Raw genomic sequence first — 18,591 nt, 5'->3', positions numbered from 1 at the left:
GGCCGACGCCGAGGACGTGGTGCAGGAGACCTACGCCCGCTGGTACGCGATGCCCCGGCGGGAGCGGGAGGCGATCGGCTCCCCCGGCGGCTGGACGACCGCCACCCCTCCGCCCCCGGCCGGGTCGCACGGCCGTACGGCTATCGTGCACAGGTGCACGAGGCGGCCCGGAACCCCGGGCAGGGCACGTGAGGGGAGCTCCAGGTGATCGGACGGGCGCTGAACGGGCGTTACGAACTCGTCGAGATGCTCGGCGTCGGCGGCATGGCCACCGTCTGGCGTGCCGTGGACCGCGTGCTGGGCCGCCAGGTGGCCGTGAAGGTCCTCAACGGGGGCCTCGCCGACGACCCGCGCTTCGCCGAGCGCTTCGGCCGCGAGGCGCAGCACGCGGCCATGCTGGTGCACCCGAGGATCGCCATGGTCTTCGACTCGGGCGTGGACGAGGGCACCCCGTTCATCGTCATGGAGCTGGTCAGCGGACGTTCGCTGGCCGCCGTGCTGGCGCAGCAGCCCGCCCTGCCCGTCGAACGGGCCGTCGGCATCGCGGCGGCGGTCTGCGAGGCGCTGGCGGTGGCACACGCCGCGGGGCTGGTGCACCGGGACATCAAGCCCGGGAACATCATGATCACCGACGACGGCGGGGTGAAGGTCGTCGACTTCGGCATCGCCCGGGCCGCCTCCTCCGACAACCTGACCCGGACCGCGAGCGTGCTCGGCACGGCCGCCTACCTCTCGCCCGAGCAGGCCACCGCCTCGGCCCTGGACGGGCGGACCGACCTGTACGCGGTCGGCTGCGTGCTGACCGAGATGCTCACCGGCGCGGCCCCGTTCACCGCCGAGACCCCGGTGGCGATCGCCTTCAAGCACGTCAACGAGCAGCCCCTGCCGCCGTCCGCGCGGCGCCCCGGCCTGCCGCCCGCCCTGGACGCGGTGGTGCTGCGCCTGCTCGCCAAGGCCCCGGCCGGGCGGCCCGCGGACGCTTCCGCAGCCCGGGCCGAACTGCTCGCCACCGTACCGGGGTTGATCGTCGGCGATCCGACGGCCGAACTCCTCGCGACCACCGCGGCGGCCACCCAGGCGCTCCCGCGGGCCGTGCCCCCGGCGTCCTCGGACCACCAGCACACCACCCTGCTCCCGCCGCAGCCCCCGGCCGCCACCTCCGTGATGGCGCCCGTTCCCGCGGCCCCGTCGGCCGGGCCCGGGCCGGTGGTGCCGGCCCGGACCGGCCGCCGCAAGCCCCTCGTGCTCGGCGCGCTGGGCGTGGCGGGCCTGGCGGGCGTCGCCGCACTGGCCCTCACCGCCTTCGACGGCCCGGCGGGCAACCCGTCGGCCGCCAGACCGGCCGTGTCCTCCGGCCCGGCCACGGCGCCCGTCACGACGCCCGCCACCGGCCCGAAGCCCGCCGCGACCGCCACCTCCGCCGCCCCCGCCACCCCGTCGGCGCCTCCGACGCCCACCCAGGCCGTCCCGCGCAACCAGCCGGCGGAGCTGCAGCTCCAGTCGTTCCGGCAGGCCGTGGCCCAGGCCGACGTGGGCAAGGACCGGGACAAGCAGGCGGAACTGCTCAAGCTCCTCGACACCGCCTCCACCCGCCTCGACGCGGGGGACCCGGACGCCGCCGCGCAGGAGCTCAAGAGCGCCCAGAAGGTGGTCAAGGACATGGCCAAGCGGCATGCCATCAACCCGCCGACCTACGCCAACTGGAACGCCCGGCTCTCCGCCCTGTTCGCCACCCTGCACACCGCCGCCGACCTCCAGGACGGCTGACGGCCGTCGTCCCCCCTGGGCGACATCCGCCGGCACCGTCCGGGACGGGCCTGCGCCGCGGTCCGGCACCACGGTCGTCGGCTACGGCACGATCCGGGACCGACCGGCTCCCTGACGCTCCACCCGGTCCCCCGTCCGTTGCGGGCGGGGGACCGGTGCGTTCCCGCGCCCGGCGGTGGCGCCCGGACGGCGGCAGCGGCGGGCTGCTGACTCCCGGTCCGATCGCGTGGGGCCCTCCGGTCGGTCGGCGGGGCGGCGTCGTCCACAGCCTGTGGAGAGTCCTGTGCGCCCGCGCGGGTTCAGTCCTGGCGCTTGATCCGTCGCTCCACGTTGCTGCGGACCGCCCGGGACGCCGTCCCGGCGGCCGCCGCCAGGATCACGAAGTTGTACAGGATCTGCAGGATCACCACGAGCCGTGCCGACTGCCCCGCCGGGGTGATGTCCCCGTACCCGACCGTCGACATCGTCACGACGGTGAAGTACAGCGCGTCCAGGCGCGTCTCCAGCCCGGCGAACTCCGACTTGTGGGCGCCCATCGCGTAGTACGTGGCGGAGAAGATGGTCGCCGTCAGTCCGATCAGGAACACCAGCCAGACCACCGGCCGCTTCGCCGTCCCCTGCATCACCCCGACGATCTTGGCCAGCATCAGCCAGGTCAGTCCGGCCAGCGCGCAGGTGAAGGCCGTCCAGCTGACGACCGGGTGGCGATCGCCCAACCACCCGAGCGGCAGCGTGAAGTACCCGACCATCAGCAGCGTGAATGCCAGCAGCAGCCAGCACCAGGCCCGTACGTCGGCGGACGGTGGCGAGTTGTCGGACATCCCGCCCAGCCTGCGCCGACGGAGCCCTGGGCGCCCGCCCGCCTACGCCGACCGGACGAACCGGCCCGGCGGCCGACGGGGCGCGGATCCGTCGGAACGCGGGAGCCGTCGGAGTGCGGGAGCCGTCGGAACGCGAGGGCCCGGACGACGGAGGAGCCCCCGGACAGCGGAACGCCCCCGGTGGGCTCACCGGGGGCGTTCCGAAGGAAGGGGAGACTCAGGCGGTCGTCTCGGGCCGCTTGTTCTCGGTGGCCTTGGTCACGTTGGTCGGCGTGACGGCCGGACGGTCCGCGCTCTGCTGGGGAGCGGCGGTGCTCTGGGCGGTGCCGGCGTCCGCCGGGGTCTCGTCCTCGCGCATGGCCTTGGTCTCGGCCTTCAGGATGCGCATGGACTTGCCCAGGCCACGAGCCATCTCCGGCAGCTTCTTCGATCCGAACAGCAGGATTACGACCGCCAGCACCACGAAGATGTGCCAGGGCTCAAGACCGTTCCGCAGCATCCCTGGCCACCGGTCCCTTCTTGTCGAGAGTCATGGCGGGCGCGCGCGCCCGTGTTGGCCAGTATGCCTGGCCCTCACGGCGAACGGATACACCGGCCGGGAAACGCTGGCCAAAAACCAGGTGCCGCTCAAGCGGGCCGCGAGATCGAGGACGGTCGGCGGCCCGGGGCCGGTCGGAGTCGGCCTCCGAGGCCCGCCCCGGTGCGATCAGTGGACGAACGGCACGAGTCGCCTGGTCACCCGGCGGTACTCGGCGTACTCGCTCCCGAGCGCCGCCAGCAGCAGCCGCTCCTCCGCGGTGATCCGCCAGCCGTACGCGGCGAACAGCAGCCCGGCGACCACCAGGGCGGCCGCCCAGCTGCCGGTGCCGAAGGCGTAGCCGATCCAGACCAGCAGGCTGCCGGCGTAGCCGGGGTGGCGGATCAGCCGGTACGGGCCGGTGCGCACGACGTGCTGGGTGTCCACGGTGCGCAGCGTGCGGGTGTAGTACGCGCCCAGGGTGCGCATGCCCCAGGCCCGCAGGGCCAGCCCGGCGGCGACCAGTGGGACACCGAACCAGCTTGCCCAGAGCGGCAGTCGGCCGATCGAGCCGCGGTCGAACACCACCACGACCAGGGCCGACGCCAGGTAGCAGCCGAGCAGCAGCCGGGTCGAGCCGCGGTCGCGGCGGTCCGCTCGCCAGGTGCCGGCGGCGGCGTCCTCGCGTCGGCGCAGCAGCAACTCGTAGGCGACCCAGCACAGGACGCCGAGGAGGGAGAGGAGGGCGGGCAGGGACACGGGGCGGCTCCCGTCGGTCGGAGGGACCCCTTCACATTCCTCCCCCGGGGCCGCCGGGGCACGCACCCGGGGGTGGACGCGGCCCCGTCCACCCCCGGGTGGACGGTCACTCCGTCCGTCGCGCCAGCAGGTAGCCGCGGCGGGTCGGGGCCTCCTCGGGCAGGCCCTCCCGTTCCATCCGCACCTCGACGCCGAATCCGGCGCGGGCGAGGTGGTCGGCGACGGCCCCGGTCTCCAGGAAGTGGAAGTCCACGTCCACCTGGTGGCCCCACCACTCCTCCATCCGCCGCACCTCGGTGCCGAGGTGGAAGGAGACCAGCAGCACCCCGCCGGGCCGCAGCACCCGCCGCACCTCGGCGAACGCGGGCGCCAGCTCGTCCGGCTCCAGGTGGATCACCGAGTACAGCGCGACGGCGGCGGCGAACTCCCCGTCGGCGGCGGGCAGCGCCAGCAGGTCGCCGGTGCGGAACGTGGCCTTCGGCTGCTCGCGCCGGGCCAGTTCGACCATCCGCGGCGAGAGGTCGACCCCGACCACCTCGGCCCCGTGCCCGGCCAGCCACCTCGCCACGTGCCCGGGCCCGCACCCCAGGTCGGCCACCACCCCGCCGGCCGCCTCCTCCAGGACCACCCCCAGCAGCGCGCGGTCCACCGCCTTGTGCGCCAGCTCACCCCCGATCCGCCCCGCGTACTCCTCGGCCACCGTGTCGTAACTCCCGCGCACCCGCGCCCGATCAGCACCCATGTGCCCACCCTGGCATGTCGGGCCCGCGACGGGTGCGAGTCGACGGAAAAAGGCCGGCCGGACCGGGGCACGGCGTCGCGGGCGAGTGCCGGGTGGCCGCCGTGCCCCGTGACCGTCGCAGGGCTCCGCCGCGGCGCCTCGGGGCCCGGAGTGCCCCGAACGGCGGAGAGCCCCCGCCCGGGATGGGCGGGGGCTCTCGATGACTCGCGTGGATCGGGCCGGGACGGGGTCAGACGGTGGCGGGTTCGGCCTCGGGGGCCGGGGCGGGAGCGGCGGCCGGGAGGTGGCGCATCAGGCGGTAGGCCAGCAGCGCGGCACCGAGGGCGAGGACCACACCGACCCCCGCGGCGACGTGCAGGCCGTCGGTGAAGGCGGTGCGGGCGGTCTCCAGCAGGTCGGCGCCGAGCCGGCCGGGCAGCTGGGCGGCGACGGCGACCGCGCCGCCGAGGGTGTCCTGGGCCGCGTGGGCGGCCTCGCCCTGGACGCCCGCCGGGAGGGCGGCACCGTCGAGCTGGTGGCGGTAGACCGCGGCACCGGCCGCGCCGAGCAGGGCGATGCCGAGCGAGCTGCCGAGCTCGACCGCGGTCTCCGAGGTGGCGGAGGCGGCGCCGGCCTGCTCGACGGGGGCGGCGGAGACGACCATCTCGGCGGTCATCGTCATGGTGCCGACGGTCCCGGCGGCCAGCACGCCGGCCGCGGTGAGGATGAGCGCCAGCGGGGAGTGCGCGCCGACCTGCGTCATCATCGCGAAGCCCGCTGCGCCGATCAGGAACCCGCCGCCCATCAGGGCCGCCGGGCGGACCTTGCCGGCCAGCGCGGAGCTGATTCCGACGGCCGCGCCGACGCCGACGCTCGGCACCAGGGACCACAGCGAGGCGGTCAGCGGGCTCATGCCCTTGACCAGCTGCAGGTACTGCGAGGTGAAGAGGGAGAAGCCCATCATCGCGAACATCGCGATCGTGTTGACGCTGATGGCGCCGCTGAAGGTGCGGATCTTGAACAGGCTCAGGTCGAGCAGCGGGTTCGCGGCGGTGCGCTGGCGCCACACGAAGGCGGCGGCGAGCAGCAGGCCGGCCGCGACGGCCAGCGCGGGCAGTGGGCTCCAGCCGTCGACGGCGATGGTCTTGACCCCGTAGACGAGGGGCAGGATCGCGCCCAGCGAGAGTGCGGCGCCGAGCAGGTCGAAGCGGCCGGTGCGGGCGGTGGAGCGGTACTCGGGGAGCAGGACGGGCGCGGACAGCAGCACCAGGGCCATCACCGGGACGGCGGGCAGGAAGGCCGAGCCCCACCAGAAGTGTTCGAGCAGCAGGCCGCCGACGACCGGGCCGAGGGTGGCCCCGGCGGTGAGGACGCCGCCCCAGGCGCCGAGGGCGACCTGCCGCTGCTTGGGGTCGTGGAACATGTTGCGGATCAGCGCGAGGGTCGAGGGCATCACGGTGGCCCCGGCGGCGCCGAGCAGGGCGCGGGCCGCGATCAGCTGGTTGGCGTCGTGCGACCAGGCGGCCAGCAGCGAGGCGCCGATGAAGCCGGTGGCGCCGATCACCAGCAGCCGGCGGCGGCCGATCCGGTCGCCCAGCGAGCCCATCGTGATGAGCAGTCCGGCCAGCAGGAACGAGTACATGTCCATGATCCACAGCTGCTGGGTGCCGCTGGGCGCCAGCGTGGTGGAGATGAACGGGACGGCGAAGAAGAGCACGCCCATGTCCATGGAGAGGACGAGGGTCGGGAGCAGGAGGACGGCCAGGCCGATCCATTCGCGACGGCCTGCGCGGCCGGTGGTTGCGGTCATGAGGAAGACAGTACGGGCGTGTCAGACGTTTGTCTAGTACAGATGTGTAAATCGCTCGTGCAAGACGATCGTGCAAGACATCTGTCCAGTCCTTCCGTAGGATCTGGGGCATGGGAAACCGCGAAGACCTGATGGCCGGCGCCAAGCGCTGCCTGTACGAGAAGGGCTACGGGCGCACCACCGCCCGCGACATCGCCACCGCCTCCGGTGTCAGCCTGGCCGCGATCGGCTACCACTTCGGCTCCAAGGACGCGCTGCTCAACGCGGCGATGATCGAGGCGATCGGCGAGATGGGGGCGTCCCTGGGCGAGGTGGTGGTGGCCGCCAACCAGGTGTCGGAGGACCCGGAGGAGCGCTTCGCCGCCGTCTGGGAGGGCCTCCGCGACGTCTTCGTCGAGCACCGCGGACTCTGGGCGGCCCAGTTCGAGGCCCTCGCGCAGGCCGCGCACGCCCCCGAACTGGCGCAGGCCTTCGCGGGGGCGCAGAAGGAAGGCCGACTGGGGCTCTCCGCCCTGTTCCAGGGGCTGCCCGTGGTGGTGGACTCCGAGGAGGAGGAGGTCCGCGGCGCCTTCTACCAGACCCTGCTGGCCGGCTACGCCGCCCAGTGGCTGGCCGCGCCCGACCTCGCGCCCAGCGGGCAGGACTTCCTGCGCGGGCTGCGGCTGGTCAGCGGCAGCGTGCTCAACCCCGGCTGAGCCGCCCGCCGGGGGGGGTCAGGTCGTGACGGCGGTGAGCAGCACCACCGAGTCGACGTGCGCCAGCAGCCCGTGCCGCTCCTGCGGTACGGGCTCCAGGCGCCCGGCCGACAGCTCCAGCCGGCGGCCGGCGATGGTCAGCGAGACCCGGCCGCGCAGCACCTGGACGCTCCCGGCGGTGGGCGGGTTGTGCTCGTCCAGCGCGGTCCCGGCGGTCAGCGCGATCACGGTCTGCCGCAGGACGCCGTCGTGCAGCACCAGGTGGGCGCTGCGCCCGTGCGGGCTCTCGGCCGCGAGGGCGGCGTGCTCCACGGCGAGCTGTTCGAGATCGGACATCGCGCGTCCTCCTGACCCTTGCTGCCAGGGTCGCGGACGCACCCGGGTCGCGCACCCGGAGGCGCTCGACGTGCAGCCCGCGCCCACTGCGCTCATCGTGGAGGCATGGCGACCAACGAGAATTTCTTCAGCGGGTTCCAGGTCAACCGCTCGCTGCTGGCCGGTGGCGTGGTGCTCACCGGCATCGGTGCGGCGCTCGGTGCGGCCGGGACCGTGATGGTGTGTGCGGCGCTGGCCACGGCCGGCCGCAACTGGATGCGGAACATGGACGCGCCGCCGACCGCGATCGCCCACCGGGCGTACCACGGGGCGAAGGCGGCGTCCGCCGCGGGCTGGGATGCCTGGCGAGCCGAGCAGGCCTCGCCGAACTGACCGGGCCGGCAAGGGCGCGGCGGGCCGCCATGGGGGTGCGGCCCGCCGCGCCGTCCTGCCCGGACGGGCCTACAGCCCCATCGACTTGGCGATGATGCTGCGCATGACCTCGCTGGTGCCGCCGTAGATCCGGAACACCCGGTTGTCGGTGTAGAGCCGGGCGATCGGGTACTCCAGGATGTAGCCGTAACCGCCGTGCAGCTGGAGGCACTTGTCGATCACGGTGGAGGCCGACTCGGTGCAGAAGAGCTTCGCCGCGGCCGCGTCGGCCACGGTCAGCTCGCCGCGCTGGTACAGCTCCAGCGCGCGGTCCACCATCGACTGCTGCGCGACCACCTGGGCCTCGCAGTCGGCCAGGGTGAACTTGGTGTTCTGGAACTCGGCCACGGCCTTGCCGAACACCTTGCGGTCCTTGACGTACTGCACCGCGAACCGGACCGCCGCCGCGGCCGCCGCGTACGCGCCGACGGCGATCGCCAGGCGCTCCTGCACCAGGTTGTGGGTCAGGTAGGCGAAGGCCCTGCCCTCCTCGCCGAGCAGGTTCTCCACCGACACCTTGACGTCGCTGAACGCCAGCTCGGCGGTGTCCGAGGTGCGCAGGCCGATCTTCTGCAGCTTGCGGCCGACGGTGTAGCCCGGGGAGGTGGTGTCCACGCACAGGATGGACAGGCCGGCCCGGCGGTCGGCCGGGTCGTACGGGGCGGTGCGGCAGACCACCAGGACCAGGTCGGCCAGCACGCCACCGGTGATGAAGGTCTTGGCGCCGTTCAGGACGTAGTGGGTGCCGTCCTCGGAGAGCCGCGCGGTGGTGGTGATGCCCGCGAGGTCGGAGCCGGCGCCCGGCTCGGTCATCGCGATCGCGGTCATGATGTCGCCGGAGACGAAGCCGGGCAGCCAGCGCCGCTTCTGCTCGTCGTTCGCGTACTCCAGCAGGTACGGCAGCACCAGCCCGGTGTGCACGCCGGAGGAGCCGAAGCTGACACCCGCCCGGGCGGTCTCCTCGGCGATCACCGCCTGGTACTTGAAGCCGCTCTCGCCCGCGCCGCCGTACTCCTCCGGGACCTCGATGCCGTACACGCCGAGCGCGCCGAGCTGCCGGTAGAAGTCGCGTGGCGGGTGGCCCTCGGCCTCCCAGCCCTCGTAGACCGGGACGACCTCGTTGGCGATGAAGTCCCGGATGGTCTCCCGGAAGGCCTCGTGGTCCTCGTTGAACACGGTGCGGCGCACGGCGGCGCTCCCTTCGACGGTGCCGGCCGGAGCTGCCGGCGGGGCGGAACGTGCCAGGTGATGGCCCCACAAGTTAATCCCGGGTAGCTTCGGCTGTCCAGAGTCGACGGGCATGGGGGACACGGTCGGCGGCGGTGCCGAGTGAATCCTTGCTAGCCTTTGTTCGACGCCGCTTCGACGCCGCTTCGACGCCGCTTCGACGCCGGTTCGAGGGCGGTGACACACCGGTTCCGATGCCCGTTCGGCGGCCGCTCGACGCGCGGATCGAGGCCCGGATCGGCGCTCGGCCGGTACCGGGCGGCGGGTACCCGGCCGGACGGGAGGGAGGTGCGCCATGGTGGTCCGACGGCCGCCCGGGCGGCGTGCCCAGATCCTCGCCGTGGCCGCCGACCGATTCCACCGCAGCGGCTACCACCAGGTGTCGATGACCGAGGTCGCCGCCGGGGTCGGCATCACCGCGCCCGCGCTCTACCGGCACTTCCGCGGCAAGCCCGAACTGCTCGACCGGGCCGTCCGGTTGGGGCTCGACGAGCTCGCCGGCGGACTGCGTGCGGCCGGCACCGCGAAGGAGGTCGGAGCCGTGCTGGCCGCCGTCGCGGTCGGCCACCGCCCGCTCGGCACCCTGGTGCAGCGCGACGCCCGGCTGCTGCCGCCGGACCGGCGCGCCGCGCTGCGCCGCGAGCTGCGCGCCGACGTCGCGCTGATGACCGCCGTACTGCGCGCGGAGCGCCCCGAACTCCCGGCAGCGGATGCCGAGTTGCTCTGCTGGGCGGCGCTCTCGGCCTGCGCCGGGCTCTCCTACCAGTCGGCGGCGCCGCAGCCCCGTCGCGCCGAGGCGCTGCTGCGCGAGCTGGTCGCGGCCGTCCTCGCGGTCACGCCGGCCGGCACGGCCACCGTGCCCGTGCCCCGGCCCGAGTCCCAGGCCGAGTCCGAGTCCGAGTCCGAGTCCGAGTCCGAGTCCGAGCCCGAGTCCGTGCCCGCAGCCGGACCGGTGCCGGGGCCGAGGCCGCAGGCGCGCCGGGAGGAACTGCTCGCGGCCGCCGTCCGGTTGTTCCACCAGCGCGGCTTCGACAACGTCAGCACCGACCAACTCGGCGCCGCCGTGGGCATCTCCGGTCCCAGCGTGTACCGGCACTTCGACAGCAAGGCCCACCTGCTCGCCGCCTCGCTGGTGCGCAGCCGCGAGCGGCTCTGGCGCGAGGTGGACGGCGCGATCACCGCCGCGGCCGGGCCCGGTGCGGCGCTGGCGGCCGGGCTGGGCGCGTACGTCGGCTTCGCGCTGCGCAACGGCGACTACCTGGGAGCGATGCTCAGCGAGACGGACCGGCTGGCGCCGCCGGACCGGCGGGCCGCAGTGGACTTCCGGCGGGACTTCCTGCGCACCTGGGTCGGTCTGCTGCGGCAGGTGCGCCCGGAGTGCGACGCGGCCACCGCCCGGATCCGGGTGCACGCCCTGTTCGCGCTGGTCAACGACGGGGTGCGGAACCGCCCGCACAGCGCCCGGCCGGACCTTGAGGACTGCCTGCTGCGCCTCGGCCGGGCGGTGCTGGGGCTGTCCTGAGACGCGGAACGGGCCGGGTGCCCGCCCCGCCGTGACGGGACGGGCACCCGGCCCGGCGGGCAGGCCCTGGTGCCGGAGCTGCGGGCCCTGGTTAGTACAGGACGTGCGGGTAGTACACCCGGGCGTCGACGTTGCCGTTGCCCTGCAGCGCGCCGACGTTCCCGCCGTTGCCGGCCACGGCGAGACCGTTGTTCTGGTTGGCGGCGCCCGAACCGGTGGCCGTCTGCTGGGTGTCGACCACGTTGCCGTTCACGGTGCCGATGACGTTGCCGGAGCCGACGTTGCTCACCACGCTGCCGTTGGAGTGGTCGATCGCGCCGGCGCCGTTGTCGGCGTGCGCGGTGGCGGCACCGAAGCCGACGAGGAGGAACGCGCCGAGGGCGGCGACGGCGGCGGCTGCGCGAATACGGGACACGCTGATCTCCCTGACTGGACGTGCGAATTGTGGCGCGTTCCGGAGTGGCCGCTCCGGAGCGCCGTTGCCTGACGTCGCCCGGTCAGCATTCACCAGTGATCGCGCGAACTCCACCGAACGGGTGGCAATTCCTCCGATGGTGGAGGCCCGGTCAATTGCGAGTTGACCGCAATCCGTCATTCCGTCGAGAAGAAAGAAATGGTGGGCAGATTGTCGCACTGGCACACTGAGGACCCATGTCTGAAGGTGCCCAGTCCGAGCCCACCCCCGTCGAGGAACTGCGGACGACCGAGGTCGATCTCGGCGGCCTGGTGAACGTCCTCGCCACCCACCTCTACTCCACCCCGCTGGTCGCCCTGCGCGAACTCGTCCAGAACGCGCACGACTCGCACACCCGACGGCTCCTGGAGGACCCGGAGGGCGAGCACCGCCCGCTGATCCGGGTGCGCGCGGACGCCGCCCGGCGCACCGTCGCCATCGAGGACACCGGGGCCGGCCTGACCGAGCCCGAGATCCACTCCTACCTCGCCACCGTCGGCACCGGCTACACCCGCATGCTGCGCGAACTGACCGGCAATCAGGAGCTGATCGGCGCCTTCGGGCTGGGCTTCCTGTCCGCGTTCTCGATCGCCGACGAGGTGACCGTCACCACCACCTCGCACCGCGAGCCGAAGCTCGGCCACCGCTACCGCAGCCGCGGCGGCGAGCAGTACCGGGTCGAGCCGGTGCCCGCCCGGCCCCGCCCCGGCACGGTGGTCGAGCTGGCGCTCAAGGCCGAGCACTCCCACCTCGCCGACGAGGACACCCTGCGCGAGGTCCTCGCCCGGTACTGCGTGCTGCTCCCGATCCCGGTCCACGTCGGTGACGACGAACAGCCCGTCAACTCCGTCGAGGTGCCCTGGCGCCAGGCGGTGGGGGGCGACCAGCACGCCGCCCGGATGCGCTTCGCCACCGCCTTCGGCCGCCGCTTCGAGCCGCTCACCGCCTTCCCGGTGCAGCCGGTCGACGGCGCCACCGACGCGATCGGCCTGCTGTGGGTCCAGGACGGCGGCACCTACGGCAGCAGCGACAACCGTGACCTCGCGGTGTACCTGCGCGGCATGCTGCTCGCCGAGGACGCCCGCGACCTGCTGCCCGGCTGGGCCGGCTTCATCGGCGGCGTGGTCGAGTCCGGCCGGCTCACCCCCACCGCCAGCCGCGAGGACCTCCAGCGCGACGAGCACTACCGCGCGCTCCAGAAGGCCCTGACCGACGCCATCGTGGACGGCCTCTACGAGACGGCCCGGCTGCGGCCCGCCGCCTGGCGCCGCATCCTCACCCGGCACGGCCAGGACCTGCTCGGCGCCGCGCTCTGCGACGACCGGCTGTTCACCCTGCTCGCCGACGACGTCCCGGTGCCCACCTCGCAGGGCGACCTCACCGCGGGCGCGCTGCGCGCGGCGGGAGGCGGAGCGGTGCACGTCGCGCTCGGCACCGGCGGCGGCTTCGAGGAGATGCTCTACCGGGCGATGCGGGTGCCGATCGCCCGCGGCGACCGCTACGCCGTGCTGCCCTTCCTGCGCCGCTACGCCGGGCTGCGTGGCTGCCGACTGGTCGAGCTGGGCAGCGAGCAGGGCAACCGCGAGCTGTTCCGCGACCCGGAGCGGCCGCTGCCGGAGGGCGAGGAGGCCTGGCTGGCCGCCGCCCTCGCCGACCCGGGCGAGCAGCTCGTCCCGGCCCGCTTCGACCCGCCCGGCCTGCCGCTGGTGCTCGTCCCGGACCGCGAGGCCGAGCTGAAGGCCCGGATCGAGGACGACCAGGCCGACGCCCGGATCCCGTCCGCCGCGCTGCGGCTGGCCCGCGCCTTCACCGCCCGCACCGACGGCGAGGTCAAGGCCCGGCTCTACCTCAACCTGGCCTGCCCGGCGGTCGAGGACCTGCTCGCCGCCTACCGCAGCGGGCACACCGGCAGCGCCACCGCGGCCGGGCTGCTCCGCTCGCTCAAGGTGATCATGGCCGCGGCCTCCTCCGGCCCCGCCGAGGGTGACCTCACCGCCGCGCTGACCGGTATCGGCACGGCGGTCTCCGCACTCACCGCCGCCGTCCCGGCCGGGCTGCCGGACGTCCCGGACAGCCCCGGCGCGCTGTCGGACGAAGCGTGACGGACGGATTGTCAGTGGTCCGCGGTAGACAACACATCAGCACGACGCAGGGGGAACGAGCATGACCACCGACATCTGGTCCTGGGTGCGGGACGCCCACCGGCAGCTGGTCGAGGCCGGCCACCACCGGCTGGCCGACGCCATCGTCGAGCTGCCCGAGCACGCCACCGAGGGCCGCAACGACCAGCTGGACGCGCTGTACCCGGAGGCGGTCGCCGCCGCACGGTCGCTCGACCTGCCCTGGGTCGAGGTCTACCTGCGGCACTGGCGGATGCAGAACCTGCTGAACAAGCGCCAGCAGGGCGAGGCGGTCATGCCCGAGGTGATCGACCTGCTGGAGTTCGCCCACCGGGACGAGACGGCCGGCTGCCCGCAGTCCGTCTGCGTGGTGCAGGACTTCGCGATCTGCCACGCCCGGGTCGACGGGCCCGGGTACGTGACCGAGCGGCTGGAGGTGGTCGGCGAGACGCTGGAGCGGATCGAGCCCGGCCGGGCCTGCTACGACTGCCTCTCCCGCGAGTACTCCGACGCCCTGGAGGACGACGGCCGGGCCGCCGAGGCGCTCGACCACCTGGACGGCGCCGCCAACCGCATGCGCGCGGCCGGCCAGCGGGTCTCGCTCCGCTTCCACCAGGCCCGGGCCGGCACCCTGCACCTGCTCGGCCGGTACGAGGAGGTGCTGGAGCTGCTGGACACCGCCGAGCGGGCCGAGCAGAAGCCGGGGCAGCAGCTGGACGAGCGCGACCAGCGCTGGGGCGCCCTGCTGCGGGCCCGCGCGCTCGCCGCACTCGGTCGCACGGACGAGGCGCTCGCCCTGCTCCCCGAGCGAGCCGAGGCCGAGCAGCACGCCGACCTGCGGCCCACCTGGACGCAGACGGTCGAGCTGCTGGTCGCGGCCGGCGCGTGGGAGAACGACGCCGAGCTGGGTGCCGTGCTGGCCGGCTGGGTCGGGTACCTGGACGACGCCGGTGCGCACCGCCCCTGCGTGGACCTGATGCTGGCGGCGGGTCGGCTCGCCGTCGCGCGCGGCGCCCGCACGGTGGCGCTGACGCTGGCCACGACCGGAGAGCGTAAGCTCACCCGGTTGCGTCGCACCGACGGCGTGTCCGCGGAGGTCGCCGCCCTGCGCGCGGCCGCCGAGGCGCTTCCGGAGCCCGGGCTGCCCGTCCCGCCGGGCGAGCTGACGGCGTACCTGGCCGAGGCCGAGGTGCCGTTCGAGACCGGCGCCGACCTGCTCTCCGTCGCCCTGGACCGGTACCGGGGTGAGCAGGCCGGCGCCACCGGGCTGACGGTGCTCCTGGCCACCGTGCTGGGCGGCCTCGGCCACGCCCGGGCCGCGGCCGACCTGCTGTGGCAGCGGCTGGAGACGGACCCGGAGGACCGGGAGCTGACCGGCACGCTCGGCGAGCTGCTGATCGCCGCCCGGGACGCCGAGGGCGTGCGCCGCCTCGCCGACCGGCTGGCCGCCACGGCACCGGCCGACGGGCACTGGATACGCGCCCGCTGGGCCGCCGCCGAGAGCCGGTGGACGGAAGTGCTGGAGCGGTGCGAGGCGATCCTGGCGCTGGACGACGAGGTGCTCAACACCCGGCGCCTCGCCGCCCGGGCCGCCACCGAGCTGGGGGACCACGCCGGTGCGCAGCGGCTCTACCAGGAACTGCTGGAGCGGGCGCTGCCCGCCGAGGGCGCCCCGGACGACGAGGACCACCGGGTGGTCCGGGAGCCCGACCTCTGGCACCTGATCACCGCGGCCAGTGCCAACCGGGACTGGGCCGTGGTGCGCTCCGCCGGGGCGTTGCTCGACATCGAGTTCGACGAGCCCGAGGGCCCGGTGGACGAGGAGTGGCAGCTGGTCACCGTCCGGGCGGCCCGGACCAACGGTGCGACGGTCGACCTGCCCGCGGTGCGGACCGGACCGGCCACCGCCCGCATCCTGCCGGTGCTCGGCGACGACCTGACGCTCAACCACGGCGACGTGGTGGTCTTCGCCCCGGCCCTGCTGGAGCGCCCGCCGGCCGAGGACGCCCCGGAGGAGGAGCAGCGGCGCTGGCGCCCGGTGTTCGAACTGCTCACCATGCTCGACCCGGCGGGGTACACCACCTACTGGATCGACGGCGGCTGGCCCGGCGACGAACCGTGGGGCGCCCTGCGCGAGCGGCTGCAGGAGTCCGGCTACGCGCTGTGGGCGTACAGCGGGGACCACTACCGGATCACCGACCCGGCGGACGGGGACGAGGACGCGACGCTGCCGGGGATCTACGCGGCCGTCGGGGTGCCGCCGACCGCCTCGGCCGCCGAGGCCGACGCCCTGCTGCACCGGCTGACCGGCACCTGGCCGCACCCGCTCGCCTGGCCGACCCTGGCCGAGGCGGCCGGCGCGGACGTCGCCCGGCACGAGGAGATCGTCGAGCGCTACGGCCTCTGACCCGTCGTAGCGACCTCGCACGACTTCGCACGACTCCGCTCGACTCCGTACGACCACCCGGCCCCGGCGGGCCGGCCCTCCGGGGCCCCGCCGGGGCCGCGGGCATTCCCGGCTCCGGCCTTCGCCGGGCGGTTCCGGCGCCGGGCTCGGTCGTGCGGTCTTGGCGCCGGGCTCCGTCGTGCGGTCCTGGCCCGGCTTCCGTTGGGAACTATCTGGCCCCCACCCGAGTCTTTGTCAATGCTTTACCGTTGCATTGCCAAGACTCGACCCCGGGAGTGCCCGCACCGTGACCAGCCTCGCCCTCGGCCCGTCCTGGCTCGATCCGACCACCCTGATCTCCACCTTCGGCCTGCTCGGCATCCTGGCCATCGTCTTCGCCGAGTCCGGCCTGCTGATCGGGTTCTTCCTGCCCGGCGACTCGCTGCTGTTCACCACCGGTCTGCTGGTGGCCGGCGGCACCTACCTGCACCAGCCGCTCTGGCTGGTCTGCGTGCTGATCGTGGCCGCGGCCGTGGCCGGGGACCAGGTCGGCTACCTCTTCGGCCGGAAGGTCGGCCCGAGCCTGTTCCGCCGCCCCGACTCGCGGGTCTTCAAGCAGGAGAACGTCGAGAAGGCCGCCGCCTTCTTCGACCGGCACGGGCCCAAGGCGATCGTGCTGGCCCGCTTCGTGCCGGTCGTCCGCACCTTCACCCCGATCGTCGCCGGGGTGAGCAGGATGAACTACCGCGGCTTCGTCGTGTTCAACCTGGTCGGTGGCGTGCTGTGGGGCGGCGGGGTCACCGTGCTCGGCTACTTCCTGGGGCAGATCCCGTTCGTTCGGGACAACATCGAGGCGATCCTGGTGGGCATCGTGCTGCTCTCTGTGGTCCCGGTGGCGATCGAGCTGCTGCGGGCCCGCCGGTCCGGCACGGCACCCGCCACCCGCCACCGCGCCGGGTAGGCGCCCGTGGCCCGGGCCACGGGACGTCGCGTACATGTGCGTCCGGCTGTTCGATCAGGCAAGGTGTAACCCGAGATCGAGCGGTGGGTGGCCGGTGGCCCCCAGGGGCGGCAAGGAGCGGAAGTGCCTAAGCGGGGCCGACCGGGTGCGGGCAAGCGGGCGAGGGGAGGCCGGGCGGTCCGCCAAGCGCGGCAGACACCCCCGAAGCCGGTGCACCCCGCCGACGCCCCGCCCACCGAGGGCCTGCTCGGCCACCCCGCCCCGCCCGTCGAACACACCACCGTCGTCCCGCTCCTCCCGCCCGTCCCGGAGACCAAGGGCCTGCTGGCACCCGAGCCCACCCCGCCCGTCGAGCCCGCCCCGCCCGTCGAGCCCGCGCCGCTCCCCGGGCCCCCGGCGTCCGCCGAGCCGCACCCGGAACTCACCGTCGACGTGCGCCCCCGGGAGGCGGCCCACCGGGCCGCGGCTCCCCGGGAGGCCGCCCCGGGGAGCGCCGCCCGCCCGGCCCGCCGCCGCTCGGTCGCCGAGGACACCCTCACGCCCGAGGAGTGGCGGGCGGCCGGGTACACCCCGCCGACCGGCATCCCGATCCCCGACCTGACCGCCGGCGCGCCCGGCGAGGCGCCCTGGCCGGACCGGATGCGCACGCTGCTGCGCACCCCGATGTCCGAGCGCCCGTCCTTCGAGCGGACCGCCCGCGAGCTGCACCCCTCGGCGGGCACCGCCCGCAACGTCCCCCGCATCCTCGACCTGACCCTGCGCCTCGGCGAGCTGCTGCTGGCCAGCGGTGAGGCCGCCGAGGACGTCGAGGCGGCGATGCTCGGCATCGCGCACGCCTACCGGCTGGACCGCTGCGAGCCGCAGGTGACCTTCACCCTGATCGGCATCTCGCACCAGCCCTCGCTGGTCGAGCCGCCGGTCACCGCCGACCGCGTGGTGCGTCGGCGCACCTCCGACTACACCCGGCTGAACGCGGTGTACGAGCTGGTCGCGGACATCACCGCGGAGAAGACGTCGGTCAACGACGCCTACCGCCGGCTCGCCCTGATCCGCCGCAACCGGCACCCGTACCCGGCCTGGCTGCTCGCCCTGACCACCGGTCTGCTGGCCGGTGCGGCGACCTTCCTGGTCGGCGGCCGGCTCGACGACAAGGCCTGGCTGGTCTTCGCCAGCGCCTTCATCGCGGCCGTCCTGGGCGACCGGATGGCCTCCGGGCTGGCCCGGCGCCGGCTGCCGGAGTTCTACCAGTTCGTGGCGGCCGCGATGCCGGCCGCCGCCTCCGGGATCATCCTGTCCTTCAACGACTGGGGCCTGCGCGGCTCGGTCGTGATCACCGGTGGCCTGTTCGCCCTGCTGCCCGGGCGCGCCCTGGTGGCCGCCGTGCAGGACGGCCTGACCGGTTTCTACATCACCGCCGCGGCCCGCCTGCTGGAAGTGATCTACCTGGTCGCGGGCATCGTGATCGGCGTCATGGTGATCCTCTACCTGGGCGTCGGCTTCGAGGCGAAGCTCCGGCCGGACGAGAGCCTGGTCGGGATCAGCTACCCGCCGGTGCAGATGGTCGCCGCGATGGTGCTGACCCTGGCCTTCGCGATGCTGCTGCAGACCGACCGCCGCACGCTCGCCCTGGTCACGGCCAACAGCGGCATCGGCTGGGCCAGCTACGGCGCGCTGGTCTACAACGCGGGCGTCAACCCGATCGCGGCGACCGGCGTGGCGGCCGGCCTGGTCGGTCTCTTCGGGCAGCTGATGGCGCGCTACCGCAACGGCTCGGCGCTGCCGTACGTGACCGCCGCGATCGGCCCGCTGATGCCGGGTTCGGCGCTCTACCTCGGGATGCTCGCCTTCGCGCAGGGCCACTCCAGCGCCGGTCTGGTGTCGGTCTTCCGGGCGGCGGCGATCGCGATGGCGCTGGCGGTCGGGGTGAACCTCGGCGGGGAGATAGCCCGGCTGTTCCTGAAGCTGCCGGTGGGTGCCGAGCTCCCGTCGCTCTACCCGGCGGTGCCGCGCCGGGCGGCCAAGCGCACCCGGGGGTTCTGACCGTGCGTTGACCCGTGTTGGCGGCCCGTTGGGCCCCGGGCCAT

Annotated in this window: 16 protein-coding genes and 1 pseudogene; 9 read left to right on the top strand and 8 right to left on the bottom strand. The window is 74.3% G+C overall.

The genetic code is table 11. The features are described from left to right. Together ABT048_RS14675 and ABT048_RS14670 are read left to right on the top strand one after the other, a co-directional pair. Nucleotides 1-100, top strand: a pseudogene (locus ABT048_RS14675) (RNA polymerase subunit sigma-24); the annotation flags it as partial. Between the two features lie 104 nt (nt 101-204). Beyond that, nucleotides 205-1,767, top strand: a complete 1,563-nt coding sequence (locus ABT048_RS14670) for a protein kinase domain-containing protein (protein WP_350521723.1) — start codon at nt 205-207, stop codon at nt 1,765-1,767. A 299-nt stretch (nt 1,768-2,066) separates the two neighbouring features. Here ABT048_RS14670 and ABT048_RS14665 read toward each other — a convergent pair whose 3' ends face one another. The 5 genes from ABT048_RS14665 to ABT048_RS14645 form a co-directional block, all read right to left on the bottom strand. Further along, on the bottom strand, nt 2,067-2,588 hold the full coding sequence (locus tag ABT048_RS14665) for an ion channel (protein ID WP_350521722.1): 522 nt from the start codon (nt 2,586-2,588) through the stop codon (nt 2,067-2,069). A gap of 217 nt (nt 2,589-2,805) precedes the next feature. Then, nucleotides 2,806-3,087, bottom strand: a complete 282-nt coding sequence (tatA, locus tag ABT048_RS14660; RefSeq protein ID WP_350521721.1) for a Sec-independent protein translocase subunit TatA — start codon at nt 3,085-3,087, stop codon at nt 2,806-2,808. A gap of 207 nt (nt 3,088-3,294) precedes the next feature. Continuing rightward, entirely contained in the window at nt 3,295-3,864 is a 570-nt protein-coding gene (locus tag ABT048_RS14655; protein ID WP_350521720.1) for a methyltransferase family protein, read from the bottom strand. Nucleotides 3,865-3,970: 106 nt separating this feature from the next. Then, a complete protein-coding gene (locus ABT048_RS14650; protein ID WP_350521719.1) occupies nt 3,971-4,606 on the bottom strand; it encodes a class I SAM-dependent methyltransferase in 636 nt (211 codons plus the stop codon). A gap of 229 nt (nt 4,607-4,835) precedes the next feature. Next, complete coding sequence (locus tag ABT048_RS14645; RefSeq protein ID WP_350521718.1) at nt 4,836-6,395, bottom strand: MFS transporter; 1,560 nt, start codon at nt 6,393-6,395, stop codon at nt 4,836-4,838. 110 nt (nt 6,396-6,505) lie between these two features. Here ABT048_RS14645 and ABT048_RS14640 point away from each other — a divergent pair, with 110 nt between their 5' ends. Continuing rightward, nucleotides 6,506-7,090, top strand: coding sequence for a TetR/AcrR family transcriptional regulator (locus ABT048_RS14640; protein ID WP_350521717.1), 585 nt, complete (start codon nt 6,506-6,508; stop codon nt 7,088-7,090). Between the two features lie 18 nt (nt 7,091-7,108). Here ABT048_RS14640 and ABT048_RS14635 read toward each other — a convergent pair whose 3' ends face one another. Beyond that, nucleotides 7,109-7,426 (bottom strand): cupin domain-containing protein, encoded by a 318-nt coding sequence (locus ABT048_RS14635; RefSeq protein WP_350521716.1) that lies wholly within the window; start codon nt 7,424-7,426, stop codon nt 7,109-7,111. 105 nt (nt 7,427-7,531) lie between these two features. On the opposite strand from ABT048_RS14635, the gene ABT048_RS14630 reads away from it, so the two are divergent. Beyond that, nucleotides 7,532-7,798 (top strand): hypothetical protein, encoded by a 267-nt coding sequence (locus tag ABT048_RS14630; RefSeq protein ID WP_350521715.1) that lies wholly within the window; start codon nt 7,532-7,534, stop codon nt 7,796-7,798. Nucleotides 7,799-7,867: 69 nt separating this feature from the next. Here the strand turns inward: ABT048_RS14630 and ABT048_RS14625 are convergent, their stop codons facing one another. Next, nucleotides 7,868-9,025, bottom strand: a complete 1,158-nt coding sequence (locus tag ABT048_RS14625; protein ID WP_350521714.1) for an acyl-CoA dehydrogenase family protein — start codon at nt 9,023-9,025, stop codon at nt 7,868-7,870. Between the two features lie 334 nt (nt 9,026-9,359). Between ABT048_RS14625 and ABT048_RS14620 the strand changes: the two genes are divergently transcribed. Then, the gene (locus tag ABT048_RS14620; protein ID WP_350521713.1) at nt 9,360-10,586 is read left to right on the top strand and encodes a TetR/AcrR family transcriptional regulator; all 1,227 of its coding nucleotides are present in this window, start codon (nt 9,360-9,362) and stop codon (nt 10,584-10,586) included. A gap of 91 nt (nt 10,587-10,677) precedes the next feature. Here ABT048_RS14620 and ABT048_RS14615 read toward each other — a convergent pair whose 3' ends face one another. Continuing rightward, nucleotides 10,678-11,001 carry a hypothetical protein gene (locus tag ABT048_RS14615; protein ID WP_350521712.1) on the bottom strand — a complete coding sequence of 108 codons (324 nt, stop codon included), beginning with the start codon at nt 10,999-11,001 and terminating at the stop codon, nt 10,678-10,680. Between the two features lie 236 nt (nt 11,002-11,237). Between ABT048_RS14615 and ABT048_RS14610 the strand changes: the two genes are divergently transcribed. The 4 genes from ABT048_RS14610 to ABT048_RS14595 all read left to right on the top strand — a co-directional run bounded on the left by ABT048_RS14610 (nt 11,238) and on the right by ABT048_RS14595 (nt 18,547). Further along, a complete protein-coding gene (locus tag ABT048_RS14610; protein ID WP_350521711.1) occupies nt 11,238-13,142 on the top strand; it encodes an ATP-binding protein in 1,905 nt (634 codons plus the stop codon). A gap of 61 nt (nt 13,143-13,203) precedes the next feature. Next, nucleotides 13,204-15,567: a hypothetical protein gene (locus ABT048_RS14605; protein ID WP_350521710.1), complete on the top strand. Its 2,364-nt coding sequence runs from the start codon at nt 13,204-13,206 to the stop codon at nt 15,565-15,567. Between the two features lie 286 nt (nt 15,568-15,853). Then, a complete protein-coding gene (locus ABT048_RS14600) occupies nt 15,854-16,507 on the top strand; it encodes a DedA family protein (protein WP_350521709.1) in 654 nt (217 codons plus the stop codon). Between the two features lie 210 nt (nt 16,508-16,717). Next, a complete protein-coding gene (locus ABT048_RS14595) occupies nt 16,718-18,547 on the top strand; it encodes a threonine/serine exporter family protein (RefSeq protein ID WP_350521708.1) in 1,830 nt (609 codons plus the stop codon). Nucleotides 18,548-18,591 lie beyond the last annotated feature (44 nt).

It is taken from the genome of Kitasatospora sp. NPDC096140 (genome assembly GCF_040303045.1).
Lineage (GTDB): Bacteria > Actinomycetota > Actinomycetes > Streptomycetales > Streptomycetaceae > Kitasatospora.
The sequence above is the reverse complement of the archived record's forward strand: the minus strand, read 5'-3'. Positions and strand labels throughout refer to the sequence as shown.

Excerpts from the sequence above, each read along its gene's own strand:
- ABT048_RS14665 (WP_350521722.1), bottom strand. The coding sequence starts at position 2,588 with ATGTCCGACAACTCGCCACCGTCCGCCGACGTACGGGCCTGGTGCTGG.
- tatA (WP_350521721.1), bottom strand. The coding sequence starts at position 3,087 with ATGCTGCGGAACGGTCTTGAGCCCTGGCACATCTTCGTGGTGCTGGCG.
- ABT048_RS14650 (WP_350521719.1), bottom strand. The coding sequence starts at position 4,606 with ATGGGTGCTGATCGGGCGCGGGTGCGCGGGAGTTACGACACGGTGGCC.
- ABT048_RS14645 (WP_350521718.1), bottom strand. The coding sequence starts at position 6,395 with ATGACCGCAACCACCGGCCGCGCAGGCCGTCGCGAATGGATCGGCCTG.
- ABT048_RS14640 (WP_350521717.1), top strand. The coding sequence starts at position 6,506 with ATGGGAAACCGCGAAGACCTGATGGCCGGCGCCAAGCGCTGCCTGTAC.
- ABT048_RS14635 (WP_350521716.1), bottom strand. The coding sequence starts at position 7,426 with ATGTCCGATCTCGAACAGCTCGCCGTGGAGCACGCCGCCCTCGCGGCC.
- ABT048_RS14630 (WP_350521715.1), top strand. The coding sequence starts at position 7,532 with ATGGCGACCAACGAGAATTTCTTCAGCGGGTTCCAGGTCAACCGCTCG.
- ABT048_RS14620 (WP_350521713.1), top strand. The coding sequence starts at position 9,360 with ATGGTGGTCCGACGGCCGCCCGGGCGGCGTGCCCAGATCCTCGCCGTG.
- ABT048_RS14610 (WP_350521711.1), top strand. The coding sequence starts at position 11,238 with ATGTCTGAAGGTGCCCAGTCCGAGCCCACCCCCGTCGAGGAACTGCGG.
- ABT048_RS14605 (WP_350521710.1), top strand. The coding sequence starts at position 13,204 with ATGACCACCGACATCTGGTCCTGGGTGCGGGACGCCCACCGGCAGCTG.